This is a genomic window from Bradyrhizobium sp. STM 3843 (assembly GCF_000239815.1).
GTDB lineage: Bacteria > Pseudomonadota > Alphaproteobacteria > Rhizobiales > Xanthobacteraceae > Bradyrhizobium.
Window position 1 is genome coordinate 1 of record NZ_CAFK01000004.1, and the last position, 20,268, is coordinate 20,268.

Annotated in this window: 21 protein-coding genes; 7 read left to right on the forward strand and 14 right to left on the reverse strand. The window is 64.0% G+C overall.

Annotation, left to right across the window (positions count from 1 at the left end):
* Positions 1-49 precede the first annotated feature (49 nt).
* Positions 50-856 carry an enoyl-CoA hydratase/isomerase family protein gene (locus tag BRAS3843_RS00485; protein WP_008966705.1) on the forward strand — a complete coding sequence of 269 codons (807 nt, stop codon included), beginning with the start codon at positions 50-52 and terminating at the stop codon, positions 854-856.
* Positions 857-906: 50 nt separating this feature from the next.
* On the opposite strand, the gene BRAS3843_RS00490 is transcribed toward BRAS3843_RS00485, so the two are convergent.
* From BRAS3843_RS00490 to BRAS3843_RS00500, 3 genes are all read right to left on the reverse strand, one after another.
* On the reverse strand, positions 907-1,671 hold the full coding sequence (locus BRAS3843_RS00490) for a VOC family protein (RefSeq protein WP_008966706.1): 765 nt from the start codon (positions 1,669-1,671) through the stop codon (positions 907-909).
* Between the two features lie 111 nt (positions 1,672-1,782).
* Positions 1,783-2,577, reverse strand: coding sequence for an enoyl-CoA hydratase (locus BRAS3843_RS00495; RefSeq protein WP_008966707.1), 795 nt, complete (start codon positions 2,575-2,577; stop codon positions 1,783-1,785).
* 142 nt (positions 2,578-2,719) lie between these two features.
* Positions 2,720-3,958 (reverse strand): ABC transporter substrate-binding protein, encoded by a 1,239-nt coding sequence (locus BRAS3843_RS00500; RefSeq protein WP_008966708.1) that lies wholly within the window; start codon positions 3,956-3,958, stop codon positions 2,720-2,722.
* On the opposite strand from BRAS3843_RS00500, the gene BRAS3843_RS41210 reads away from it, so the two are divergent.
* The 3 genes from BRAS3843_RS41210 (at position 3,948) to BRAS3843_RS00510 (ending at position 6,451) form a co-directional block, all read left to right on the forward strand.
* Entirely contained in the window at positions 3,948-4,262 is a 315-nt protein-coding gene (locus tag BRAS3843_RS41210; RefSeq protein ID WP_175361060.1) for a hypothetical protein, read from the forward strand. The genes BRAS3843_RS00500 and BRAS3843_RS41210 overlap by 11 nt on opposite strands.
* Positions 4,263-4,326: 64 nt before the next feature.
* On the forward strand, positions 4,327-4,947 hold the full coding sequence (locus BRAS3843_RS00505) for a thermonuclease family protein (RefSeq protein WP_347379562.1): 621 nt from the start codon (positions 4,327-4,329) through the stop codon (positions 4,945-4,947).
* Between the two features lie 55 nt (positions 4,948-5,002).
* Complete coding sequence (locus tag BRAS3843_RS00510; RefSeq protein WP_008966710.1) at positions 5,003-6,451, forward strand: M48 family metalloprotease; 1,449 nt, start codon at positions 5,003-5,005, stop codon at positions 6,449-6,451.
* A gap of 517 nt (positions 6,452-6,968) precedes the next feature.
* On the opposite strand, the gene BRAS3843_RS00520 is transcribed toward BRAS3843_RS00510, so the two are convergent.
* The 5 genes from BRAS3843_RS00520 to BRAS3843_RS00545 all read right to left on the reverse strand — a co-directional run bounded on the left by BRAS3843_RS00520 (position 6,969) and on the right by BRAS3843_RS00545 (position 13,986).
* On the reverse strand, positions 6,969-7,823 hold the full coding sequence (locus BRAS3843_RS00520) for a CarD family transcriptional regulator (protein ID WP_008966712.1): 855 nt from the start codon (positions 7,821-7,823) through the stop codon (positions 6,969-6,971).
* A 490-nt stretch (positions 7,824-8,313) separates the two neighbouring features.
* Positions 8,314-8,652, reverse strand: a complete 339-nt coding sequence (gene fdxA, locus BRAS3843_RS00530; protein WP_008966714.1) for a ferredoxin FdxA — start codon at positions 8,650-8,652, stop codon at positions 8,314-8,316.
* Positions 8,653-8,833: 181 nt separating this feature from the next.
* Positions 8,834-9,160, reverse strand: a complete 327-nt coding sequence (locus BRAS3843_RS00535) for an RNA-binding S4 domain-containing protein (RefSeq protein WP_083841283.1) — start codon at positions 9,158-9,160, stop codon at positions 8,834-8,836.
* The gene (locus BRAS3843_RS00540) at positions 9,157-12,735 is read right to left on the reverse strand and encodes a helicase-related protein (protein WP_008966716.1); all 3,579 of its coding nucleotides are present in this window, start codon (positions 12,733-12,735) and stop codon (positions 9,157-9,159) included. The genes BRAS3843_RS00535 and BRAS3843_RS00540 overlap by 4 nt, the downstream gene beginning before the upstream one ends.
* Positions 12,736-13,179: 444 nt before the next feature.
* The gene (locus BRAS3843_RS00545; protein WP_008966718.1) at positions 13,180-13,986 is read right to left on the reverse strand and encodes a DUF3108 domain-containing protein; all 807 of its coding nucleotides are present in this window, start codon (positions 13,984-13,986) and stop codon (positions 13,180-13,182) included.
* A 678-nt stretch (positions 13,987-14,664) separates the two neighbouring features.
* Between BRAS3843_RS00545 and rpmB the strand changes: the two genes are divergently transcribed.
* Both rpmB and BRAS3843_RS00555 read left to right on the forward strand, forming a co-directional pair.
* The gene (gene rpmB / locus BRAS3843_RS00550) at positions 14,665-14,973 is read left to right on the forward strand and encodes a 50S ribosomal protein L28 (RefSeq protein WP_008966720.1); all 309 of its coding nucleotides are present in this window, start codon (positions 14,665-14,667) and stop codon (positions 14,971-14,973) included.
* 516 nt (positions 14,974-15,489) lie between these two features.
* On the forward strand, positions 15,490-16,746 hold the full coding sequence (locus BRAS3843_RS00555) for a DUF2235 domain-containing protein (RefSeq protein ID WP_008966722.1): 1,257 nt from the start codon (positions 15,490-15,492) through the stop codon (positions 16,744-16,746).
* Between the two features lie 281 nt (positions 16,747-17,027).
* On the opposite strand, the gene BRAS3843_RS00560 is transcribed toward BRAS3843_RS00555, so the two are convergent.
* From BRAS3843_RS00560 to BRAS3843_RS00575, 4 genes are all read right to left on the reverse strand, one after another.
* Positions 17,028-17,276, reverse strand: a complete 249-nt coding sequence (locus tag BRAS3843_RS00560) for a hypothetical protein (RefSeq protein WP_008966723.1) — start codon at positions 17,274-17,276, stop codon at positions 17,028-17,030.
* A 52-nt stretch (positions 17,277-17,328) separates the two neighbouring features.
* Complete coding sequence (locus BRAS3843_RS00565; RefSeq protein WP_008966724.1) at positions 17,329-17,571, reverse strand: hypothetical protein; 243 nt, start codon at positions 17,569-17,571, stop codon at positions 17,329-17,331.
* Positions 17,572-17,689: 118 nt separating this feature from the next.
* Complete coding sequence (locus BRAS3843_RS00570) at positions 17,690-17,899, reverse strand: cold-shock protein (RefSeq protein WP_008966725.1); 210 nt, start codon at positions 17,897-17,899, stop codon at positions 17,690-17,692.
* Between the two features lie 34 nt (positions 17,900-17,933).
* On the reverse strand, positions 17,934-18,572 hold the full coding sequence (locus BRAS3843_RS00575) for a hypothetical protein (protein ID WP_139024683.1): 639 nt from the start codon (positions 18,570-18,572) through the stop codon (positions 17,934-17,936).
* Between BRAS3843_RS00575 and rpsU the strand changes: the two genes are divergently transcribed.
* Positions 18,567-18,824: a 30S ribosomal protein S21 gene (gene rpsU, locus BRAS3843_RS00580; protein ID WP_008966726.1), complete on the forward strand. Its 258-nt coding sequence runs from the start codon at positions 18,567-18,569 to the stop codon at positions 18,822-18,824. The two genes, BRAS3843_RS00575 and rpsU, sit on opposite strands and share 6 nt — an antisense overlap.
* Before the next feature lie 75 nt (positions 18,825-18,899).
* Here rpsU and BRAS3843_RS00585 read toward each other — a convergent pair whose 3' ends face one another.
* Both BRAS3843_RS00585 and BRAS3843_RS00590 read right to left on the reverse strand, forming a co-directional pair.
* Positions 18,900-19,115 (reverse strand): hypothetical protein, encoded by a 216-nt coding sequence (locus BRAS3843_RS00585; protein ID WP_008966727.1) that lies wholly within the window; start codon positions 19,113-19,115, stop codon positions 18,900-18,902.
* A gap of 351 nt (positions 19,116-19,466) precedes the next feature.
* Positions 19,467-20,268 (reverse strand): ATP-binding cassette domain-containing protein (locus BRAS3843_RS00590; protein WP_035980457.1); only part of this gene is annotated, 802 nt, incomplete at its 5' end.

The window sequence follows — 20,268 nt, forward strand, 5'->3', positions numbered from 1 at the left end:
GGGTAACGGCGCAAGTGGCGCGACCGTGACCTATCAGGAGACCACAGACATGACCCACTTCACTGACATCGGCGTAGAGATCCACGGCCATGTCGGCCTGATCGAGATCAGGCGGCCGCCGCTCAACTTCTTCGACATTTCGCTGATCAACCAGATCGCGGATGCGCTCGAGGCATTCGATCGCGACATCGAGATCCGCGCCTCGGTGCTGGCAGCGCAGGGCAAGGCATTCTGCGCCGGCGCCAATTTCAACGATCCGGCGCGGCAGGCGCAGGAGGCCGGCGACAGCAAAGGCGACCCGGCTGACAGCCTGGGCCCGATCAACCATCTCTACATCCAGGCAGTGCGCATCTTCCGCTGCAAGAAGCCGATCATCGCCGCCGTGCACGGCGCTGCAATCGGCGGCGGCCTGGGGCTCGCGGTGGCGGCAGATTTTCGCATCACCTGCCCCGAAGCGCGCTTCTCGGCCAACTTTACCAAGCTCGGCTTTCATCCTGGTTTCGGGCTCACGGTGACGTTGCCGGAGCTGATCGGCAAGAACAATGCGGAATTGATGTTCTACACCAGCCGACGCGTCGCCGGCGAGCAGGCGTATCGCTGGGGTCTCGCCAATGAATGCGTGCCACAAAACGAGGTGCGACCCACCGCAATGAGGCTCGCAGCAGAGATCGCCGAATGCGCGCCGCTCGGCCTGCTCTCGACCCGCGCCACCCTGCGCGCAGGCCTCGCCGACCGCGTGATGGCCGCGACCAATCACGAGCTCGCCGAACAGAGCCGGCTGCGCGCCACCGAGGATTTCAAGGAAGGCGTCAAGGCGACCGAGGAACGCCGGCCTGCGAATTTCAAGGGACGGTGATTGCTTGGGGCGCCATCGCCGCCGGGCATGACGAGTAACTCATCAGCGGCTCACGTCGTGAGCGCGAATGCGACCCCAGCGATCAGGAAGCTGCCGCCTGACACCGCGTAGCCGCGGGCGCGCGCCGACGCGCAGACCTGCGCGACATCGGTGACGCGAAACGTCAGCCCGCTCATGATCTCAGCCACACCGGCCACGAAGCGGATGCGGCAATTGGGCAATTCCAGCATCGACGCCTGATCGGCATCGATCGTCGGCGCGATCTCGAGGATCTTGCCCCAATGCGCAGCCAGCTCCGCCGGATCGCGGCTCTGCAGCTCAATCTCGGTCAGCGCCTGCGTCACGTGCTTGCGGATCGCGCGCTGCCAGTCCGGCCCTGCCGGCGGATAAGGGCCAAGGACATCGTCGCTGCCCGTGGTGTGGTTGAGCTCGATGAAAGCGGCGCGGCAGTCGCGCGGATGCAGCTGGACGCCATGATAGGGTGGATGATCGATCACATTCGCCGTGCGCACGCCTAAGGAATTAACATGCGCGGCACGCGCGTCCGGATCGTCGCAAGCGAAGATCGCCATATAGCCGCCACGGCCGCCGGTCTTCTCGAGGAAGCGCCCCGCTGCCGTGCCTTCACGGATCGGCGCCACCACCTCGAGCAGGATCGCATCGACCGGCAGCAGCGCATTCTCCAGGCCGTATTTGTCGACATGCGGATCGCGATAGCAGACATCGAGCCCCATGATCGCAGCGATGTCGGATACGACAGGCTCGAGCTGCGGCGCGACCAGGCAGATCTGGCGGAGATGCAGATGGCCGCTCATGATCAACTCCTTCACCGACGGTGATAGACCTCAAGCGCATCCGCGGACACAAGACCTCATCCTGAGGAGCATGCGCAAGCGATGCGTTTCGAAGGATGGACGCCAGGTCAACTATTTTCCCTGAAACACCGGAGCACGCTTTTCGACAAAGGCCTTTGCCGCCTCCATGTGATCGGCGGTCTCGCTGCAGCGGGAATGGTGCATCGCCTCCGCATCGAAGCAGGCCTCGAGCGACAGCGTCTCGGCATTGTTGATGTTGCGCTTGATGTAGCCGAGCGTCACGATCGGACCGTGCGCCAACGACATTGCGAGCTCACGTGCGGCGGCATCGACCTCCGCGTCCGGCACCACCTTCGTCACCATCCCGAGTGCGTAAGCTTCCTGCGCGCTCAGCAGCGGCGAGGTCAGATAGAGTTCGCGCGCCTTGGCGCTGCCGAGCAGCTGGGTCAAAAAATAGGTGCCGCCGAAATCGCCCGACAATCCGACCTTGGCAAAGGCGGTGGTGATCTTGGCGGATTCACCGGCGACACGGAGATCGCAGGCGAGCGCGATCGACAGCCCGGCGCCTGCGGCGGCGCCATCGATCTGCGCCACCACCGGCTTCGGCATCTGGTGCAGCAGCCGCGACACCTCCATCCGGTCGCGCAGCGTCGCGACCTTGGTCTCAAAGGGCGGGGGCGCCTTGCCTTCGGCCATCGCCTTGACGTCGCCGCCGACGCAGAAGGTGCCGCCCGCGCCCTTGATCAGCACTGCGCGAACCTCGGGGTCATCGACGGCGCGGCGTGCTGCCGCGACAAGCCCGGTCGTCATCTCCGTGTTCAGCGCATTGCGCCGCTCAGGGCGGTTCATCGTGATCGTGAGCAGGCCGGATTCGAGGTGCTGCAGGACGGTGTTGTTGGCTGTCATGGGCCGGCGCTCCTCGTTTCCTTTTGAGTTACTTTCCGTCATTCCGGGGCGACGCGACAGCGTCGAACCCGAAATCTCGAGATGACGGACTCACATCGAGGTTCCGGATTCGATGCTTCGCATCGCCCCGAAACGACTGTGCTTAATGCTTCACCAGCGGGCAACGCGACATCTCCAGCGGCTGGAATGCCTCGTTGCCCGGCACGGTCGCGAGCAGCTTGTAGTCGTCAGAGCGTCCCTTCGATTCGGACGGCTTCTTGACCTCGAACAGATACATGTCGTGCACCATGCGGCCGTCCTCGCGGATCCGACCGTTCTTGGCGAACATGTCGTTGATCGGGGTCGCCCTCATCACCTTCATGACGGCGTCGGGATCAGTCGTGCCGGCGGTCTTCACCGCATTCAGATAATGCGTCACTGAGGAGTACACGCCGGCCTGCGCCGAGGTGGGCACGCGCTTGGTGCGCGCCATGAATCGCTTGGTGAAGGCGCGGGTCTCGTCATTGAGGTCCCAATAGAACGCTTCCGCTAGCAACAGCCCCTGCGCGGTCTCAAGCCCGACGCTGTCGATATCGGAGACGAAAGCGAGCAACGGCGACAGCCTCTGGCCGCTCTTGGTGAGGCCGAATTCGGCCGCCTGCTTGATTGCATTGATGGTGTCACCGCCGGCATTCGCGAGCCCGATCACCTTGGCCTTGGAGGCCTGCGCCTGCAGCAGGAAGGACGAGAAATCCGACGTATTGAGCGGATGGCGCACGCTGCCGAGCACCTTGCCGCCGGACTTCACGACCACATTGGTCGTGTCCTTCTCCAGGTCCTGGCCGAAGGCATAGTCAGCCGTGAGGAAGAACCAGGTGTCGAGGCCCGACTTCACCGCGGCAAGCCCGGTCGTGTTGGCCTGCGCGTAGGTGTCGAACACGTAGTGAACCGTGTAGGGACCGCAGGCCTCGTTGGAGAGGCGCACCGAGCCCGGACCGTTGAAGATGATGATCTTGTTGCGGGCCTTGGCGATCTCGCCGGCCGCGAGCGCGGTGGCCGACGCCGCGACGTCGTAGATCATCTCGACGCCCTGATTGTCGATCATGTCGCGGGCAATGTTGGCGGCGAGGTCGGCCTTGTTGAGATGGTCGGCCGCAAGCACCTCGATCTTGCGCCCCAGCACCTCGCCGCCGAAATCCTCCACCGCCATCTTGGCTGCGGTCTCGGAGCCGGGCCCGGTGATGTCGGCATAGAGGCTCGACATGTCGAGGATGCCGCCGATCTTCAGCGGCGGCTTGCTCTGCGCCACCGCGCCGCCCGATGTCAGCGTCAGGATGGCTGCGAGCGCAACCAGTGGCACCAACGCGCCGGACAACGAGGCGCGGGACAATATGCGCATCATTGAAATCACCTCCCTGATGGAGCCGCCGTCACTGCAGCGGTCCTTATTGTTTGGTCGCATCATGCCGCAGCGCCTGCCGAGCAGCAAGGGCAGCACCGAAGCGCGCGCAAATCACTGTGTCATGCCGTTTTTCCGTTCGATGGAATGGATGAAGTGTGTGATGATGATCGCATTCGAATCTCTTGGCGGCCGCAGACATGCCGAGCACGCAACGCGTGTTAGATGTATTAATTACAACCATACTCGCTGTCGCTGCGCCGACGGCAGTTGGTGCAGCGCCTTGCGCGTTCGCAGAACAGGGTGACGGCCGCGCGACCGAGGTCGTGGACGGTCGCAGCTTCCGTCTCGCCGACGGTCGCGAGATCAGGTTGGTCGGCATCGAGCCTGCGAGCGTGGATGGTGGGACCACACCAGCCGATGCATTGGCTGAGCTGGTGCGGGGCCGTGACGTCGTCTTGCGCGGGACCGATGACGCGCCCGACCGGTACGGGCGACAAAGCGCCTTCGTGTTCGTTGCGGATTCCGATGTGCTGGTGCAGCACGAGCTTCTCGCGCGGGGTGAAGCACTCCTGGCCGCCGACGTCACTGACAAGGATTGCGCGGCGACTCTCGCTGCGGCAGAATCCGAGGCGCGTTCCGCCCGTCGTGGAATCTGGTCGAGCGCGACGGTCATAAAAAGCGCAGAAAGTCCAGCCGATATTTTGACTGGGATTGGGCGATTTACTGTTGTCGAAGGGAAGGTGTTGTCCGTACGACAGGCGGGCACAACAACCTATCTCAACTTCGCACGTAACTGGACACGGGGCTTCGCTGTGACTATTTCAAGGCGTGTGCTGCCGGCCTTCGAAGCGGCCGGGCTCGCCATGAAATCATTGGAACAACGACGGATTCGGGTGCGTGGCTGGGTGGAGGCGCGTCCTGGATCGAATTCGGGGCCGCGAATCGATGTGGCCAAGGTGGCCCAAATCGAAATCTTGAGCAGCAACTGACGTAAGGTACGCGAGTAGCCAGGTGAACGGGTTTGCGAAACGGCACGGAACAGCGATGAGCAGTGGCCTTCGGGTCGCGTCCGTTTTGCTGTGTCTCGGCTTCGCCCTTGCCGGCTGCAGCGACATGGGCAAGCTGCAGCAAGCGACAGCGCCGACACCCACGCCGCGACCGAAGCCGGCCATCGTCCAGGCCACGCCCGCAAGCGATCGCGAGCACGAAAGAATCCTTGCAACCTACGGCGGTGCATACGACGACCCGCAGCTCGAAGCGCTGATCGGCAAGATGGTCGACCGGCTGGTGGCCGCGTCCGATCGCCCGGACCAGGGCTACAAGGTGACGATTCTCAACTCGGGCGCCGTCAACGCCTTCGCCTTGCCGACGGGCCAGCTCTACGTGACGCGCGGCCTGATCGCGCTTGCCAATGACACCTCGGAGCTCTCCTCGGTGCTCAGCCACGAGATGGCGCATGTGCTGGCCCGGCACGCGGCGATCCGCGAGGACCAGGCGCGCCAGGTCGCCGTGGTGGCGCGGGTGGGCTCCGACGACCCGGATCTGACCGCGCTTGCATTGGCCAAGACCAAGCTGACGATGGCGAGCTTCTCGCGCGCCCAGGAATTCGAGGCCGACGGTATCGGCGTCGGGATTTCGGCGAAGGCGCATTTCGATCCCTACGGCGCGGCGCGGTTTCTCAACTCGATGGAGCGCAATGCGGAGCTGAAGGCGGGAAAGGCCGGGCTTGATCCGCGGGCCCAGGACTTCCTGTCCTCGCATCCGGCCACGCCGGAGCGGGTGCAGAACGCGGCGGCCGCGGCCAAGCAATACGCCTCCGCCGAGCCCAAGGAGCACGACCGCGAGACCTATCTGTCGGCGATCGACAACATCGTCTATGGCGAAGACCCGAGCGAGGGCTTCGTGCGCGGACGGCGCTTCCTGCATCCGAAGCTCGGCTTCACCTTCCAGGCCCCGGAGAACTTCACGCTCGACAACACCGCGCAGGCGGTGATCGGCGTGCGCGAAGGCGGCGCCCAGGCGATGCGCTTCGACGTGGTGCGGGTGCCGGCCGAGCAGACGCTGGGAGACTATCTGAACTCGGGCTGGATGGAGAATGTCGACAAGTCCTCCACCGAGGAGCTCACGATCAACGGTTTCCCGGCGGCTTCGACCACGGCGAGCGGCGATCCCTGGCAGTTCAAGGTCTATGCGCTGCGCGTGGGAAGCGACGTCTATCGCTTCATCTTCGCCATGCGCCAGAAGACCACGGAGAGCGAGCGCAACGCGCGCGAGACCGTCAACTCGTTCCGCCGGCTGAGCCTGGATGAGATCCAGTCGGCACGGCCGTTGCGCATCAAGGTCATCACGGTGCAGCCAGGCGACACCGTGGAGTCGCTGGCGCACCGTATGGCCGGCCTCGACCACCCGGTCGAGCGTTTCCGTGTGCTCAACGGGCTCGATGCCCATACCCAGGTCAAGGTGCGCGACCGCGTCAAGATCGTGATGGAGTGACGCGCGAAGGACAAGGCCAATGGAGCAACCGGACACTCCCGCCATTGCCATGGCATGGTACCGGCCGGAGGAATGGGCTGATCTCAGGCGCCTTTGCCCCGACCTGACACCTATGAGGAATGGCTCGCCAGCGCGGAAGCTGCGATCGAGGAGCTCGGCGGTTCGCTCAACATGCAGATCGCAAAGACCCTCTTGACCGTTGACGAACTCCGACGATGGAAACGGGCAACGGGACGCGAGGTCACCGGAAAAATTCGCAGCCAGCTCGCGGTAAAGGCTGCCAAACGCCACCACCACAGTCCTTGGATCGCTGTTACCGTGGCGGACGTGCTGTGGCTTCGCCAAAACCCGCCTACGGCATCGGAATAGCGGACGCGCAAGCTCTGGGCCTACTCCAGGGCCTGCACGGTCGGGTGTGCTTTGGTGGCCGGCTTTGCCCGCGCTAGTTGGACGCGTCCCCAAACAAAAAGCCCAGCCGCTGGGGCCGGGCTTTCGTATTCAAACGAACGAATGAGCGTTACGCCGCCTCGTCGGCGACCGCAGTGTCATCGCCGTCGATATCATCGATATCGCCCTCGGCGTCGGCCTCGCCCTCGGCAGCCGCATCGGCCTCGGTCTTGGCGCCGCGGCGCGGGCTTTTGGCGAGCTGGCCCTCGATCTCCTTGACCGCTTCGGTCTCGGTCGAATGCTGCACCACCGCGATCTCGCGCGACAGCCGGTCGAGCGCCGCTTCATAGAGCTGACGCTCGCTGTAGGACTGCTCGGGCTGCGACTCCGAACGATAGAGATCGCGAACGACTTCGGCGATCGCGACGATGTCGCCGGAATTGATCTTCGCTTCATACTCCTGAGCGCGGCGCGACCACATCGTGCGCTTGACGCGGGCGCGGCCCTTCAAGGTCTCCAGCGCCTTCTTGACCAGCGCCGGATCCGACAGCTTGCGCATGCCGACATTGGCGACCTTGGCGGTCGGAACGCGCAGGGTCATCTTGTCCTTGATGAAATTGATGACGAAGAGTTCGAGCTTGGCGCCCGCAATCTCCTGCTCCTCGATCGCCAGGATCTGGCCGACGCCATGCGCCGGATAGACCACGAATTCGTTGGTCTTGAAGCCCTGGCGCTGGGTCGGCAGCTTCTTCTCCTCGACGCGCGGCGCTGCAGCAGCAGGGGCCGCAGGCGCAGCGGCCGGCTTGACTGCCGCGGTCTTGGCCGGGACAGGCGCAGCGGCGGCCTTGGGGGCAGCAGCGGGCTTCGGAGCAGCAGCAGGCTTGGCAGCAACTTTCGCGGTAGACGTCTTCACGGCAGCGGTATTCACGGAAGAGGCCTTGGCAGCAGTAGCTTTCGCGGCAGTCTTGGCAGTCTTGTCAGGCATTGCGCTTCTTTTGTTCTTCGAGGATTTGGCAGCCGAAGCCTTTGCGGCAGCCCGAACTTCCTTTACAGGAGCCCGAACACGGCCTTTGGGAACGCTGCGGCTGGCCGCGGCGGGCTTTTTGGTACTCTTGGAAGCACTCTTTTTACGCGTTTTCTGTGACACAGCCTGCGCGCGGAACTGCCACGCCCCTGTTTGATGTTGCGGGAACCTAAAAGGGCGGCCAAGAATACGCATGGCCGGGTTCGGCTTGAGAATGTGCCATATATAGCACATTTCCCGCAAATATCAATGATTTAGAGGTCGGGATGGCGGTATTGTGACGGTTCCACGTGGTTAGGGTTAAGTGGCGAGGCGCCCGGCCCAGACAATTGCACCGTTCGGCCGTCGCCATCCTGTGTTACATCGTTGTTTCCGCGTAATGATTTCGTAACCATTCACCCGTCCCACAACGGGTGCCAGCTGCGACATCCACGGTCAAGCGCAGGCCGGATTAATCCCCAGCGCCCGGGTTCGACGAAAAATATTTTTCGAACTTGCCGTCCTCGCCATCGTGCTCCTTGGCGTCGGCGGGCGGGTCCTTTTTCTGGGTGATGTTGGGCCACGCCTTGGCATATTCGGCGTTCACCTCCAGCCACTTTTCCAGCCCCGGCTCGGTGTCCGGCTTGATGGCGTCAGCCGGGCATTCGGGTTCGCAGACGCCGCAATCGATGCATTCGTCGGGATGAATGACCAGCATGTTCTCGCCCTCGTAGAAGCAGTCTACCGGGCAGACCTCAACGCAATCGGTATACTTGCATTTGATGCAGGCTTCAGTGACGACGTAAGTCATCCAACGCTCCGGAACGGTCTAAAAATCGGCTGGCCTGCACTAGCGCAGGACGTGATGTGCCGCAAGTGAACGGGACGAAGAACTGAACAGTGCCTATCGTCCCGTCAATCTGACTGCTGTGCGAGCGGAGCTCTGACCTCGGGTCCGATCTCCGCTATGCAGGTCGCCGGCCATATCGGCCTCACGAGCTACCTTCCAGATCGACATAGAGCACGCGCGCGGACGCCGCGTCGCCACGCCGCTCGGCAAAGGCTACCACCTTCAACACGCGGACGCTGCGGTCGAGCGCGATGGTAAGCACGTCGCCAGGCTTGACGCCGTGCCCTGGCGAGGTCTCGCGAACGCCGTTGACGCGGACGTGGCCGGATATCACCAGCGCCGCTGCGCTCGAGCGGGCCTTCACCACGCGCGCATGCCACAACCATTTGTCGAGGCGCTGGCGCTGTGACGGGGTTCCCGACGTCGGCGTTGTCCTTCTCGCGAGTGCGCCGGGAACGGCGCGCGTCAATCCTTGCGATTGTTCGCCGTGAGTTGCTCTTTCAGCGCGGCGAGCTTGGCAAAGGGCGAGTTTGGATCGATCGGCCGGTCGCGATCGCGCGAGCCGGAGCTCGAGGCGTAGGGTCGCAGCGCCGGGCCACTGTCACGCTTGTCGCGACCGCCCTTGCCGAAGTCGCGGCCCTCACGGCCGCCCCGACCCTCGCGGTCGCCGCCGAACTTGCCGCCCTTGCGGTCGCGGTCACGATCCCGGCCCTTGGCCTCGTGATCGCGGGGGGGACCGCGGTCCTCGCGCGCCTGGGCGCCCTCGCCCTGTGCCTGTTGAGGTGCGGCGCCCTCACGCGGCGGGCCCTTGCGAAAGTCCTTGCCGAACTCCTTCACCCGATCGCGGCGACCGTGCCCTTGCCCATGGCCGCCATAGCGGTGACGTTCACCCCGTGGCTCGCCTTCGGCCGGGGCCGCCGCACCCGCGCCCTGCTCGCCGGCAGCCTGCTGGGGGCGGTCCTGATGCGGGCGATGATGCCGATGGCGCTGATGTTCGTGCCGCGGGCGGCGCTCCTCGGAGCGGCCGCCGGGACGCCAGACCTCGACCAGCTGCGGCTCAGCGGCAGCGGGCGCAGCCTCCGCGGCAGTATCTGCCTCTGCGCTGGCGGCTTCCGTGCTCACAGCTTCCGTTTCAGCCGGCACCGCCTCGGGCAGCTCGGCCTGGGCCGCATCCGCGGGCTCCGGCGCGACGGCAACGGCCTCCACCACGGGCGGCTCCGACGCGGGGGCCGGCTCTTCCGCGGGCCGCGGCGCGAATTCGATCGTCGGCAAGGACGCGGCGGTTGCGACCGGCGACGCCTCTTCGATGGTCTCGACCGTCTCCGGCACGGCTGCGACCTGTTCGACGACCGGCGCTACTGCAGCTTCTGCCACTGTTGGCGCGGCCTTGAGCGGGGCTTCGGCAGGGGTCTCAATGGGGGTCTCAGTGCCGGCCTCAGACGTGGTCTCCAACGTGGCCTCGGCCGGCGCGGCCTCAGCCACCGTGTCTTCAGCGACTGCGGCTTCGGCGGCTGCGTCTTGGGGTTGGGCTTGGGCTGGCGCTTCCACCGGCTTTGGCGGCAACGGCGGACGCTTCTCCATGCGGTAGCCGAGCGCGCGCAGGATCGACGCGAAATCCTCGCCGGCCGAGCCAGTGAGCGAGGTCATCGCCTGGGTCACGACGAAGCCGCGGCCGTCGAACGCGCCGGCCGGCTTCTCGCCGGGAGCGTTCTCGCGCCAGGCCAGCGCCGGCCGAATCAGATCGGCCAGGCGTTCGAGAATATCGACGCGCACGGCGCGCTCGCCGCATTGGCGATAACCGAGCACGCGATAAGCATCCCGCGGCAGGGTCTTGTCGACCGGAAACGAGGTGCGGCCCGAGCTCGCCAGATGCTGCGCACCCGTCAGCGCGGACATGTCGACATTGCCCTGTTTCTCAGCCCACAGCAGCGCCGCGAGGGCGCGCGCGGCGGGCTTGAGCAGCGCCGGGACGTAGATGTGGTAGGCGCCGAAGCGGACGCCATATTTGCGCAAGGTGGCGCGCGAGGGCTGATCGAGATCCTTCATCTCGTTGGCGATCTTCGCCCGCTCGATCACGCCGAGCGCCTCGACCAGCTGGAAGGCGATGCCGCGCGCAATGCCGGTGATGTCCTCGGCCTTGGACAGTTCGAACAGCGGCCCGAGCAGCTTTTCGATATGGGTCTTCAGCCACAGGTCCAGCCGGGCCTGGACCTTGTCGCGTGCCGCTCCGGTGAGCCGCTCGTCGGCGATGATGCGCAGCCGCGGATGCAAGGCATCCTCGGTCGCAACGAGCTTGGCGACCGCATCGCCGGTCCAGCGGATGGTGCCGTCGGCGGTGAGCACGAAATGCTCGTCCGGCGCGTTGGACAGTTTTTCGGCACGCGCCTCGATCTCGCCGGCCAGGGCTTTCTGGGCCGCGGCCTGCAGGGCCTTGGCCTCGGAGCCGGCCTCCGCGGCGTCGGGCGCGAAGGTGAATCCATCCAGCCGGCCGATCGCGTGCCCTTCGACGATCACTTCGCCAGTCTTGCCGATTTCCGTATTCAAAACACTGTTCTCCCGCAGGCGCCGCATCAATACACTGGTACGACGATCAACGAAACGCTCCGTGAGCCGTTCATGCAGGGCGTCTGACAATTTATTTTCAACGTCGCGGGTAATCCCCTGCCAATGATCGGGATCGGCCAGCCAATCCGGCCGGTTGGCGACGAAGGTCCAGGTGCGGATTTGTGCAATCCGCCCGGACAGCGTGTCGATATCGCCGTCGATGCGATCAGCCTGATCGACCTGCGCGGCATACCAGGCATCCGGAATGCGCCCTTTCTGCATCAGGAAGCCGAACACGGTGGTCACAAGCTCGGCATGCGCGGCCGGCGACAGCTTGCGGTAGTCCGGGATCTGGCAGGCCTCCCATAGCCGTTCGACCGCGGCAGGACCATGCGCCATATCGCGTACCTCGGCGTCGCGTGCGGCATGATCGAGCACGCGCAAATCTTCGGCAATCGGCGCCCGGGTCAGGGCCTCATGCGCGGGCGGCAGCGCCAGCGACACCTGCAGGGCGCTGACGCTTGCGAAATCCAGCCGCGCATTGCGCCATTGCAGCATCTTCACGGAATCGAAGGTGTGGTTCTGCAGCGCATTGACGAGCTCAGGCTCGAACGGAGCACAACGTCCGGTAGTGCCAAAGGTGCCGTTGCGCGTGGCGCGCCCGGCTCTCCCTGCGATCTGGGCAAATTCCGCCGGGGTCAGCCGCCGGAACTGATAACCATCATATTTGCGGTCGGAGGCGAAGGCGACGTGATCGACGTCGAGATTGAGGCCCATGCCGATCGCGTCGGTGGCGACCAGGTAGTCGACATCGCCGTTCTGGAACATCGCCACCTGCGCGTTGCGCGTGCGCGGAGATAACGACCCCAGCACGACCGCCGCGCCGCCATGCTGCCGGCGGATCAGTTCGGCGATCGCGTAGACCTCGTCGGCCGAGAAGGCCACGATCGCGGTCCGCCGCGGCTGCCGCGTGATCTTGCGGTCGCCGGCGAATTCGAGCTGCGACAGCCGCGGCCGCGTCACCAGCGATGCGCCCGGCAACAGCCGCTCGATGATCGGCCGCATCGTCGCCGCGCCCAGCAACAACGTTTCGTCGCGACCGCGGCGGTTGAGAATGCGGTCGGTGAAGACGTGGCCGCGCTCGAGATCGGCGGCGATCTGGACCTCGTCGACCGCGAGGAACGAGACGTCGAGGTCGCGCGGCATCGCCTCGACGGTCGAGACCCAGTAGCGCGGATTTTTCGGCTTGATCTTCTCCTCGCCGGTGATCAGCGCCACCAGTTCGGTACCGACGCGATCGACGATCTTGTTGTAGACCTCGCGCGCGAGCAGGCGCAGCGGCAAACCGATGATACCGCTGGAATGCGCGAGCATGCGCTCGATCGCAAGATGAGTCTTGCCGGTGTTGGTCGGACCAAGCACGGCGGTGACGCCGGAGCCGGCAGCACGATCAGGCGTGCGCTCGAAGGGCGAGGCAGCCGAAGAGGACGAGAAAGCCATTCGTTAATTTTAAGTCTTTGCCGGCGAGAGGCGCGTGCGAGCCGTGACGCGCGATGGAACCATGTTTTGAAGCTGTTTCAGGAGGTCGCGACCCCGCTCATCTGTCTCACTTTGCAACGCATATAGTGCCGCGCCTTAAGCTTCGGAACGCCTTGAGAACGAATCACGCCCGAATCGGTGACTCCTGTGTCTTTCCGGCTTCGTTCACGCAACATCTCGCGCATGACGCCAGGGAGTGCACTAGATCAAGTTTTACGGACGATCACAAGCAACCGTTTTGCGACGGATTCGGCGCAGGCGACGCGGGCGCTGAGTCGAATCAGATTCGTGCCGGAGTCAAACGGATTCATGCGCTGACTGCCTCGTCATTCCGGGGCCGCGCGCGTCAGCGCGACCTCGGAAACCAGATGTGGAGAGCGAACGGCGGCTGCGGGCTCGCCAGCCCTACTGCGTCTTCGCCACATGCGGCGGAGTGGCCTGCGTCACGAAGCTGGTCGCCTGCAGCACGCCGGTTCCGAACGGGGTCGGGATCACCAGCTTGAACGGCACCAGGACGCGCGTGCCGGCGATCGGCACGAAATAAATCTCAAGGTTGCGCGCGTTCGCCAGATACTTGATCACGGGCCTGTCCGGAATATAGCCGGCCACAGGCGTGAAATAGATGGCGCAGACCAAGGCCGGCCCGCGATAGCCCTTATCGGCCTTCACGTTCTCCATGCGCTTGAAATCGAGCTTGAGCTCGTAGCGCATGCGGCCATCGAACACCGGCGCGCCGGCGCGGCAGGCTTCCGGGGTGAGCAGCTCGCCATTGCCGGGAACGCGCAACAGCGAGGCCGTCATCGGATCGTAGACGCCGTGCTTATGCGCCTCGGTCACCGGGATCCGGTCGGGATCCACCGGCGGCGTCGGATCGATGCCGAACTCCTTCACATTGCCGTTGGCAAGCGTGATATGGATCTGCTCGGACTTCTTGCCCGCTGTCGTCGAGGCCTGGTAGCTCTGGCCGACCAGCGCGCCGTTGACGATACGTCCCTGGGCGGAGCCCTGCCCCGAGCCTTGCGAAAAGCTCTTCAGCAGCCCCGCGGTGCCGCCTTGCGCGGCCGCACCGTATTGGTCGTCGCCGATCTCGATGACCCAGGTGCCCTTGCCGATCGGAATGCCGGCGAGTGTCGCCTCATATTCGGCATCGAGCCGGCCCTGGGCATCGGCTCGCGGGACCGCGGTGAGCAGCGCCACGGTCAGCGCAAGCATCCCAGCTGCGCGAAGCGCAAACCGGGAGCCAAGGGCGCGGCCACAGGCGGGCGCGACGTTCGGGTGGGCTATGCTATGAGTCACGTCTAAGGGCCGATCCTGCCAAAACCGCCTGTGCGCGCAATTGCGCGATCGCCTTGTTACTTAAGTCAAAAAAACCGCGGTACAACGCAACTGGTCCATCAATGGCGGCTTTTCCCGCGCTTTGAGCCTCGCTCGGCTCGGAAAGCGCCCGCTCGGCCGACCCGGCCCGGTCATCGCCAGCCGGCGGAGCCGCTTGGTCCCGGTTGAGGGCGCCGAAGGTCGCCCGACCGTTCGCGGCACCGGGGTATCCTGGCGCTCCGATTGCGCCGTTTATATGATGGCGAGCGGATAGCTATGGCCTTGATCCGGCAAGGCCTTTTCGGGTCGGAATCGCGTCCGGGCAACCTCTCAACCCGCCCGTGCCCTTTTCCCGCTGTCGTTTGGGAGACCAGACGAGCGCCGCTCGCCCTGAATGAGCGGGAGGCGGGCCGGCAGGCCCGCATGCGTAACCAGAGCCGGCCTTCAAAAACTTGACGTATTCGCCCATGCCCCCTATACGTCCGCGTCTCCCAGAGAGAACTGGACGAATTTTGGACCCCCGCGCCGCCCGCCTGATGCGGCCTATGGGTGCGGGGATGGAAGAGGATTTGCAACATGTCGCGGCGCTGTGAACTGACGGCCAAGGGCCCCCAGGTCGGCCACAAGGTGAGCCACTCCAACATCAAGACCAAGCGGCGCTTCCTGCCGAACCTGTGCAACGTGACCTTCATCTCGGATGCACTCGGCCGCAACGTGCGCCTGCGCGTCTCGACCAACGCGATCAAGAGCGTCGACCACAATGGCGGCCTCGATGCCTATCTGCTCAAGGCCAACGCGGCTGCGCTGTCGCCGCGCGCGCTGGAGCTGAAGCGCCAGATCGAGAAGAAGGCCGCCGAGACCGCGCCGACCGCCAAGGCGAGCTAACGAAGGCCAGGTGAGGGCGGAACTCGCTGCTTTGTGGCCAGCGAGTCTGCTCGCTCGGAGCATTTGAATACAGAAAGAAAGGCCGGGTCGAGCGACCCGGCCTTTCTGTTTCGTGATCGGAAGCCGACTTGCTTTAACCTACCGATGCATGCAGGTGAAACACCTGCACGCTGTTGCGAGCGTGCCGGAGAAGACCAAGCGGAAGTAGGAGCTCTCCGCGCCGAACTTTGCCTCGATGCATCGGCGCAAGTTTCTTGGCCAGTTTCTTGGCCAGTTTCTTGGCCATGTAGTTCCGGTCCTCATCAGTGCTGATCGCGAACGTACGCTTCGGTCCTTGCAGGCGACCCGAACAAATTGAGCAGTGATCGTTCGCGCAATCACTCTTCCTGAATTCATCATACGAACCAGCCCAGCAATTCCTGCCTGCTGGAATAAGTGTCAAAAAACCCTATCTCCCAAAGCGTCACGGGATGGTCTACACTCGCCAAGGTCGCGCCTGGGAGAGTTGCAATCGTAATGAAGAACATCGTCATCTGCTGCGACGGCACCGGTAACGAGATCAGCGAAAACATCTCCAACGTGCTGAAGCTCTATCGCTGCCTGCGCAAGACCGACAAGACCACGCCGCATCAGGCGGTGTTCTATGATCCCGGCGTCGGCACGCTATCGCAACCAGACACCTGGAACCGCATCAAGGCCAATTTCAACATGGTGCTGGGGCTGGCGACCGGTTACGGGCTCGATGACAACGTGATCGCAGCCTACTCCTTCCTGGTCCATCATTACCAAGACGGCGACCGGATCTTCCTGTTCGGCTTTTCCCGCGGCGCCTACACGGTGCGCGTGCTGGCCGGATTAATTCACAAGATCGGGCTGATCTCGCCGGACCAGGTCAACCTGGCGGGATCAGGCCTGATCGCCTACAAGAAATATTCCTCCGACAATCCGAAGGCCGGACGCGGCGTCACGCTGCGCGCCGAGATTGCCGACGAGGACGGTCCGCTTCCGGAAAGCCGCAACGACCAGGCCGCGCAATTTGCCCGCATCCTGTCGACGCGGGCTCCCTCGATCCATTTCATCGGCGTATGGGATACGGTCGCGAGCGTGATCGTGCCGCGTCCGGATCGCTTGTACTGGCCGAGCCTCGAGGAACTGGCCTTCACGATCCAGAATCCGAGCGTGAGGATCTTCCGGCAGGCGATCGCGATGGACGAGCAGCGCTGCATGTTCCGCCTGAAGAAGTGGGACGAGCCGCAGACCTTCAAGCCGGTGCGCTTCAACGACGTCAATGCGACCCCGCAGGATGCCAAGCAGGTGTGGTTCGCCGGCGTGCATTGCGACGTCGGCGGCGGTTATCCGGAGAAAGAGTCAGCGCTGTCGAAATATCCGCTGCTGTGGATGATCGACGAGGCGATCGAGGCGGGGCTTTGCGTCAACCCGCGCACCGTCAACCAGCTCGCCTGGGGCGTGCAGCGCAAGGGCAGCCCGTTCTCCTATGTCGCGCCTGAGATTCGCGGGCAGCTACACAATTCGATGACGCCGCCCTGGCGGCTGCTCGAATTCATTCCGAAGAAAGACAAGTACAAGGAATGGCCGGCCCGCAAGTCGCATTTCGGCTTCTACATTCCCGATTGCGAGCCGCGCTTCATTCCCGATGGCGCATTCATCCACGAGAGCGCCTTGATGCGGATCGCCGAGATACCGGAGTATCGGCCCGTCAACCTGCCTGCGTCCTATGAGCGCATACCGCTGCCGGTGAAGGGCGACGCGTAGGAGATTATCGGCGCGTCAGCCTCAGGTGTCGTCCCGGCGAACGCCGGGACCCATACGCCGCGGCGGCTGTGAGTTCGCGATGCCGGGTGCCATAGCGCGGTTCGATAACTAATAGCGGTGGCGATGGGTGCCTGCTTTCGCAAGGACGACAGCGGGGTGTAGGGCACGGCCAACGCCGCAATATCCTAATCTCTCGACTGCCCTCACGCCGCGCGGTGCTTACGTCCCGGCACGGCCGCGAGCGGCTCGCACATATGGCCGCGCGCAAGCATCACCATCGGTCACACCATCGTCAGATGGATAATCCCGTCCTCGACCTCACCCCGCGCGAACCGTTCACGCGCCATCTTCTCATAGATCGTGCGGCGTTTGTGCAGGTAGCTCAGCGCCTCATTGCGGGTACGGAATTCGGTCTTGAGCTGGCAGACTAGCCGAACCGATCCGATCGCCAGCGCAAAGGTGACGATCCGCTTCTCGTTCCACGTGTCCGGCTCGACGACCTGGACACCGCGTGCAGGGTGCTTGACCATCTCGGCTTTCCTCCCACAGCGGCTTGCATCTCAGTTTGTATAAGGCGGAACGCTAGCGGACGATCCGCCTCTTGCGTTTCTTTTTCAGCGCGGTCGCAGGATCGGCCTGCGTTTTGGCCTGTTCGGCCTCCTTGGCCAGGCGCAGGGCACGAAGGCGTTCCATGTTCTTGCGGACGTCGACGGCACGCTGATTGAACTCGGCCATCGCCTTGGCGCCCTCTTCGGACGCGATACGCTGGCGCTCGGCCCGCGCGAGACTTTCGGGAGACGGTTCAGACGCTTTCTTGCGGACCATCTTCCCACCCTATCGGTGACGCGCGAACGATGTGTGACGCGCAACAGCCCGCTCGATCCAACGGATCGAACGGGCGGACGGCACCATTTCAATACATCAGTGAAATGGCGCAAGCAGCTCAGGCGAGCGACAGATTTTCCGCGCTCACTTTGCCACGCATCTTGTCAGTCTTGAGTTCAAAAGAGACCTTTTGACCCTCTGCGAGACCGGAGAGACCGGCCCGCTCGACGGCGCTGATATGCACGAACACATCCGCTCCGCCGTCCTGGGGCTGAATAAAGCCAAAGCCTTTTTGGCCATTGAACCACTTCACCGTACCTTGCGGCATTGCTTCTTTCTCCAAAGCATTCTTCGCGTGACCATCACGCGAACTCATTCAACTGAGCGATGTCTTTGGGAAATAGCCTGCGGGGCACATTCAAAAAGGCACAGCGGCTAATCGAACACATCGAAGGTAGAGGTTCTGGAAATAAATACAAGCCAACGGGCAGAATTGTTTTCGTGTGGGGGATGGTGTGATCCTCATGAAGGCGCGTGCGTGCGCCCCCCGATCCGCCCAGAAATTGCTGGCAATCCCCCGTTGGCATCCCTATCTTTGAGAGACCCGCGGTATCGGCGAGGCCGCCGCCGGCTGAGAGACAATCGTGCTCCCGCCTTCCATCAAGGAGAGCACGGTGGTTCATTTCAATCAGACCAACGTTGAACTGACACGCGTTTCGTCGAGTCGAGTCTGCGACAGCGCGATACTCATGCCGCAGAACGACAACTTCGTCGATGACGGCCCCTGCCCTGTCTGCCGCGGCGATGCCGGAGCTGACCGGCCAAGCGTGGAATATCATGGACGTCAGTTGCGGCGCCGCTGGGTGTGCCATGCTTGCGGCCATCAATGGACCACCAATCCCCAGGGCTGACGCGCAAACGCCGGCGCGCCGCGCGATGCGCGGCTGCAATCGACCGCCCATCAGCGCAGCCCGCCAAACCAAAGGAATGAATTCGTGCAAGTCTTCGTTCGCGACAATGATGTTGATCAGGCTCTACGGATTCTGAAGAGGAAGCTGCAACGCGAAGGCGTGTTCCGCGACATGAAGCGACGGAGGTTCTACGAGAAGCCGTCGGAGCGTGCGGTCAGGGAAAGAGCCGATGCGGTGCGGCGCAAGCGCAAACTGGCCCGCAAACAGGCAATTCGCGAAGGACTGCTGCCCGCTCCGCCGGCAAAGAAGCCCGCGCCGAAGCGACCCCCGCGGATCGGATAGGACCGGCCAGGAACGGACTGCCGCGAGCGGCCGGCGTTCGCGCAGCCAGATCGGCGTCGCAGCAGGACGCAGCAATCAGCGGCGTTCGCCCTTTTCTTTCGCCGCCTTCGCTGGCCCCGTCCCGTGCGCCGTCCCGGCGTTCGCTTCACGAGCCAGGCGTTCTGCCTTGAGCCGCTCCCGGTTGTCGTAAAAGGCGCGCTGCTTCTCTTCATACTCTGTGCTGGCCGCCGCTCGCGGCTTGAACAGCTTTTCGGCTTCGAGCACAGCCTTGGTTTGGCTTCGCTTTAACATATGGAGTTTCCTTGTTTGAGTAAGCGGAGGCTGCCTGCAATCCAGCGGCGGGACGCCGCCCGCCGGACCCGCGCAGGCGAGGCCTGCCTGCACACGCCGAAATGAGGCCCTCGGCGAAGGTCATTCGGCGAGGTCATTCGCCCCGCGACGTCATCGCGGTCAGACGGATTGATGGGTAAGACAGATGATCCAGGTTGAAACGCTCGCAATCGACGGCGCTCGCGCCTGTCGGAAAGTCCCGCTCTGATGAGTTGGGCTGACGGATCGCGCGATTTGCCGTTCCTATAGCACACAACGCCCGAACACGCGACTTGTTTCAAGCTGCAAGCTGCGGCGTTTGGGCCTAGCACCTTACGCCGCGCGGTGCTTGCGCCCCGGTACGGCCGCGAGCAGCTCGCGCGTATAGGCGTGCTCCGGATTGGCGAACAGCGCTGCCGTCGGCTTCATCTCGACGATCGCGCCTTTCTGCATTACCGCGATGCGGTCGCAGATCTGGGCGGCAACGCGCAGATCATGCGTGATGAACAGCATCGACAGCCCAAGCCGCGCCTTCAGATCCTCGAGCAGCCGCAACACTTGCGCCTGCACCGAGACATCGAGCGCGGAGACCGCTTCGTCGGCCACGATGATCTCGGGCTCCAGTGCCAGCGCGCGCGCAATGCCGATGCGCTGGCGCTGGCCGCCGGAAAATTCATGCGGATAGCGCTCGATCGCGCCAGTATCGAGCCCGACCATGCCGAGCAGCTCCTGGGCCCGGCGTAGCGCGGTAACCAGCGGCGTGCCGCGCGCGACCATACCGTCGGCGATGATGCGGCCGACCTTGCGGCGCGGATTGAGCGAAGCAAACGGATCCTGGAAGATCATCTGGATGCGATGGCGCTGCTCGCGCAGCGCGGCGCCTTCGAGCACGGTCAGATCGATATCGCCGATCCGGACCGTACCGCGGTCGGCCTCGATCAGCCGCATCACCAGCCGCGCGACCGATGATTTGCCCGAGCCGGATTCACCAACCAACCCGAGCGTCTCACCCTTGTGGATCGTGAAGTTGACCTCGTTGGCCGCGCGCGTCTGTCGCGCTGCACTGAACCATCCGGTCGGCGACACATAGGTCTTGTCGAGGCCGATCACCTCGACCGCCTTCGGTGCGGCTTCG

What these genes read in the sequence shown, in the direction of transcription:
- BRAS3843_RS00485 (WP_008966705.1), top strand. Translation starts at nt 50, where the DNA reads ATGACCCACTTCACTGACATCGGCGTAGAGATCCACGGCCATGTCGGC.
- BRAS3843_RS00490 (WP_008966706.1), bottom strand. Translation starts at nt 1,671, where the DNA reads ATGAGCGGCCATCTGCATCTCCGCCAGATCTGCCTGGTCGCGCCGCAG.
- BRAS3843_RS00495 (WP_008966707.1), bottom strand. Translation starts at nt 2,577, where the DNA reads ATGACAGCCAACAACACCGTCCTGCAGCACCTCGAATCCGGCCTGCTC.
- BRAS3843_RS41210 (WP_175361060.1), top strand. Translation starts at nt 3,948, where the DNA reads ATGCGCATCATTGAAATCACCTCCCTGATGGAGCCGCCGTCACTGCAG.
- BRAS3843_RS00500 (WP_008966708.1), bottom strand. Translation starts at nt 3,958, where the DNA reads ATGATGCGCATATTGTCCCGCGCCTCGTTGTCCGGCGCGTTGGTGCCA.
- BRAS3843_RS00510 (WP_008966710.1), top strand. Translation starts at nt 5,003, where the DNA reads ATGAGCAGTGGCCTTCGGGTCGCGTCCGTTTTGCTGTGTCTCGGCTTC.
- BRAS3843_RS00520 (WP_008966712.1), bottom strand. Translation starts at nt 7,823, where the DNA reads ATGCCTGACAAGACTGCCAAGACTGCCGCGAAAGCTACTGCTGCCAAG.
- fdxA (WP_008966714.1), bottom strand. Translation starts at nt 8,652, where the DNA reads ATGACTTACGTCGTCACTGAAGCCTGCATCAAATGCAAGTATACCGAT.
- BRAS3843_RS00540 (WP_008966716.1), bottom strand. Translation starts at nt 12,735, where the DNA reads ATGGCTTTCTCGTCCTCTTCGGCTGCCTCGCCCTTCGAGCGCACGCCT.
- BRAS3843_RS00545 (WP_008966718.1), bottom strand. Translation starts at nt 13,986, where the DNA reads ATGCTTGCGCTGACCGTGGCGCTGCTCACCGCGGTCCCGCGAGCCGAT.
- rpmB (WP_008966720.1), top strand. Translation starts at nt 14,665, where the DNA reads ATGTCGCGGCGCTGTGAACTGACGGCCAAGGGCCCCCAGGTCGGCCAC.
- BRAS3843_RS00555 (WP_008966722.1), top strand. Translation starts at nt 15,490, where the DNA reads ATGAAGAACATCGTCATCTGCTGCGACGGCACCGGTAACGAGATCAGC.
- BRAS3843_RS00560 (WP_008966723.1), bottom strand. Translation starts at nt 17,276, where the DNA reads ATGGTCAAGCACCCTGCACGCGGTGTCCAGGTCGTCGAGCCGGACACG.
- BRAS3843_RS00565 (WP_008966724.1), bottom strand. Translation starts at nt 17,571, where the DNA reads ATGGTCCGCAAGAAAGCGTCTGAACCGTCTCCCGAAAGTCTCGCGCGG.
- BRAS3843_RS00570 (WP_008966725.1), bottom strand. Translation starts at nt 17,899, where the DNA reads ATGCCGCAAGGTACGGTGAAGTGGTTCAATGGCCAAAAAGGCTTTGGC.
- BRAS3843_RS00585 (WP_008966727.1), bottom strand. Translation starts at nt 19,115, where the DNA reads ATGTTAAAGCGAAGCCAAACCAAGGCTGTGCTCGAAGCCGAAAAGCTG.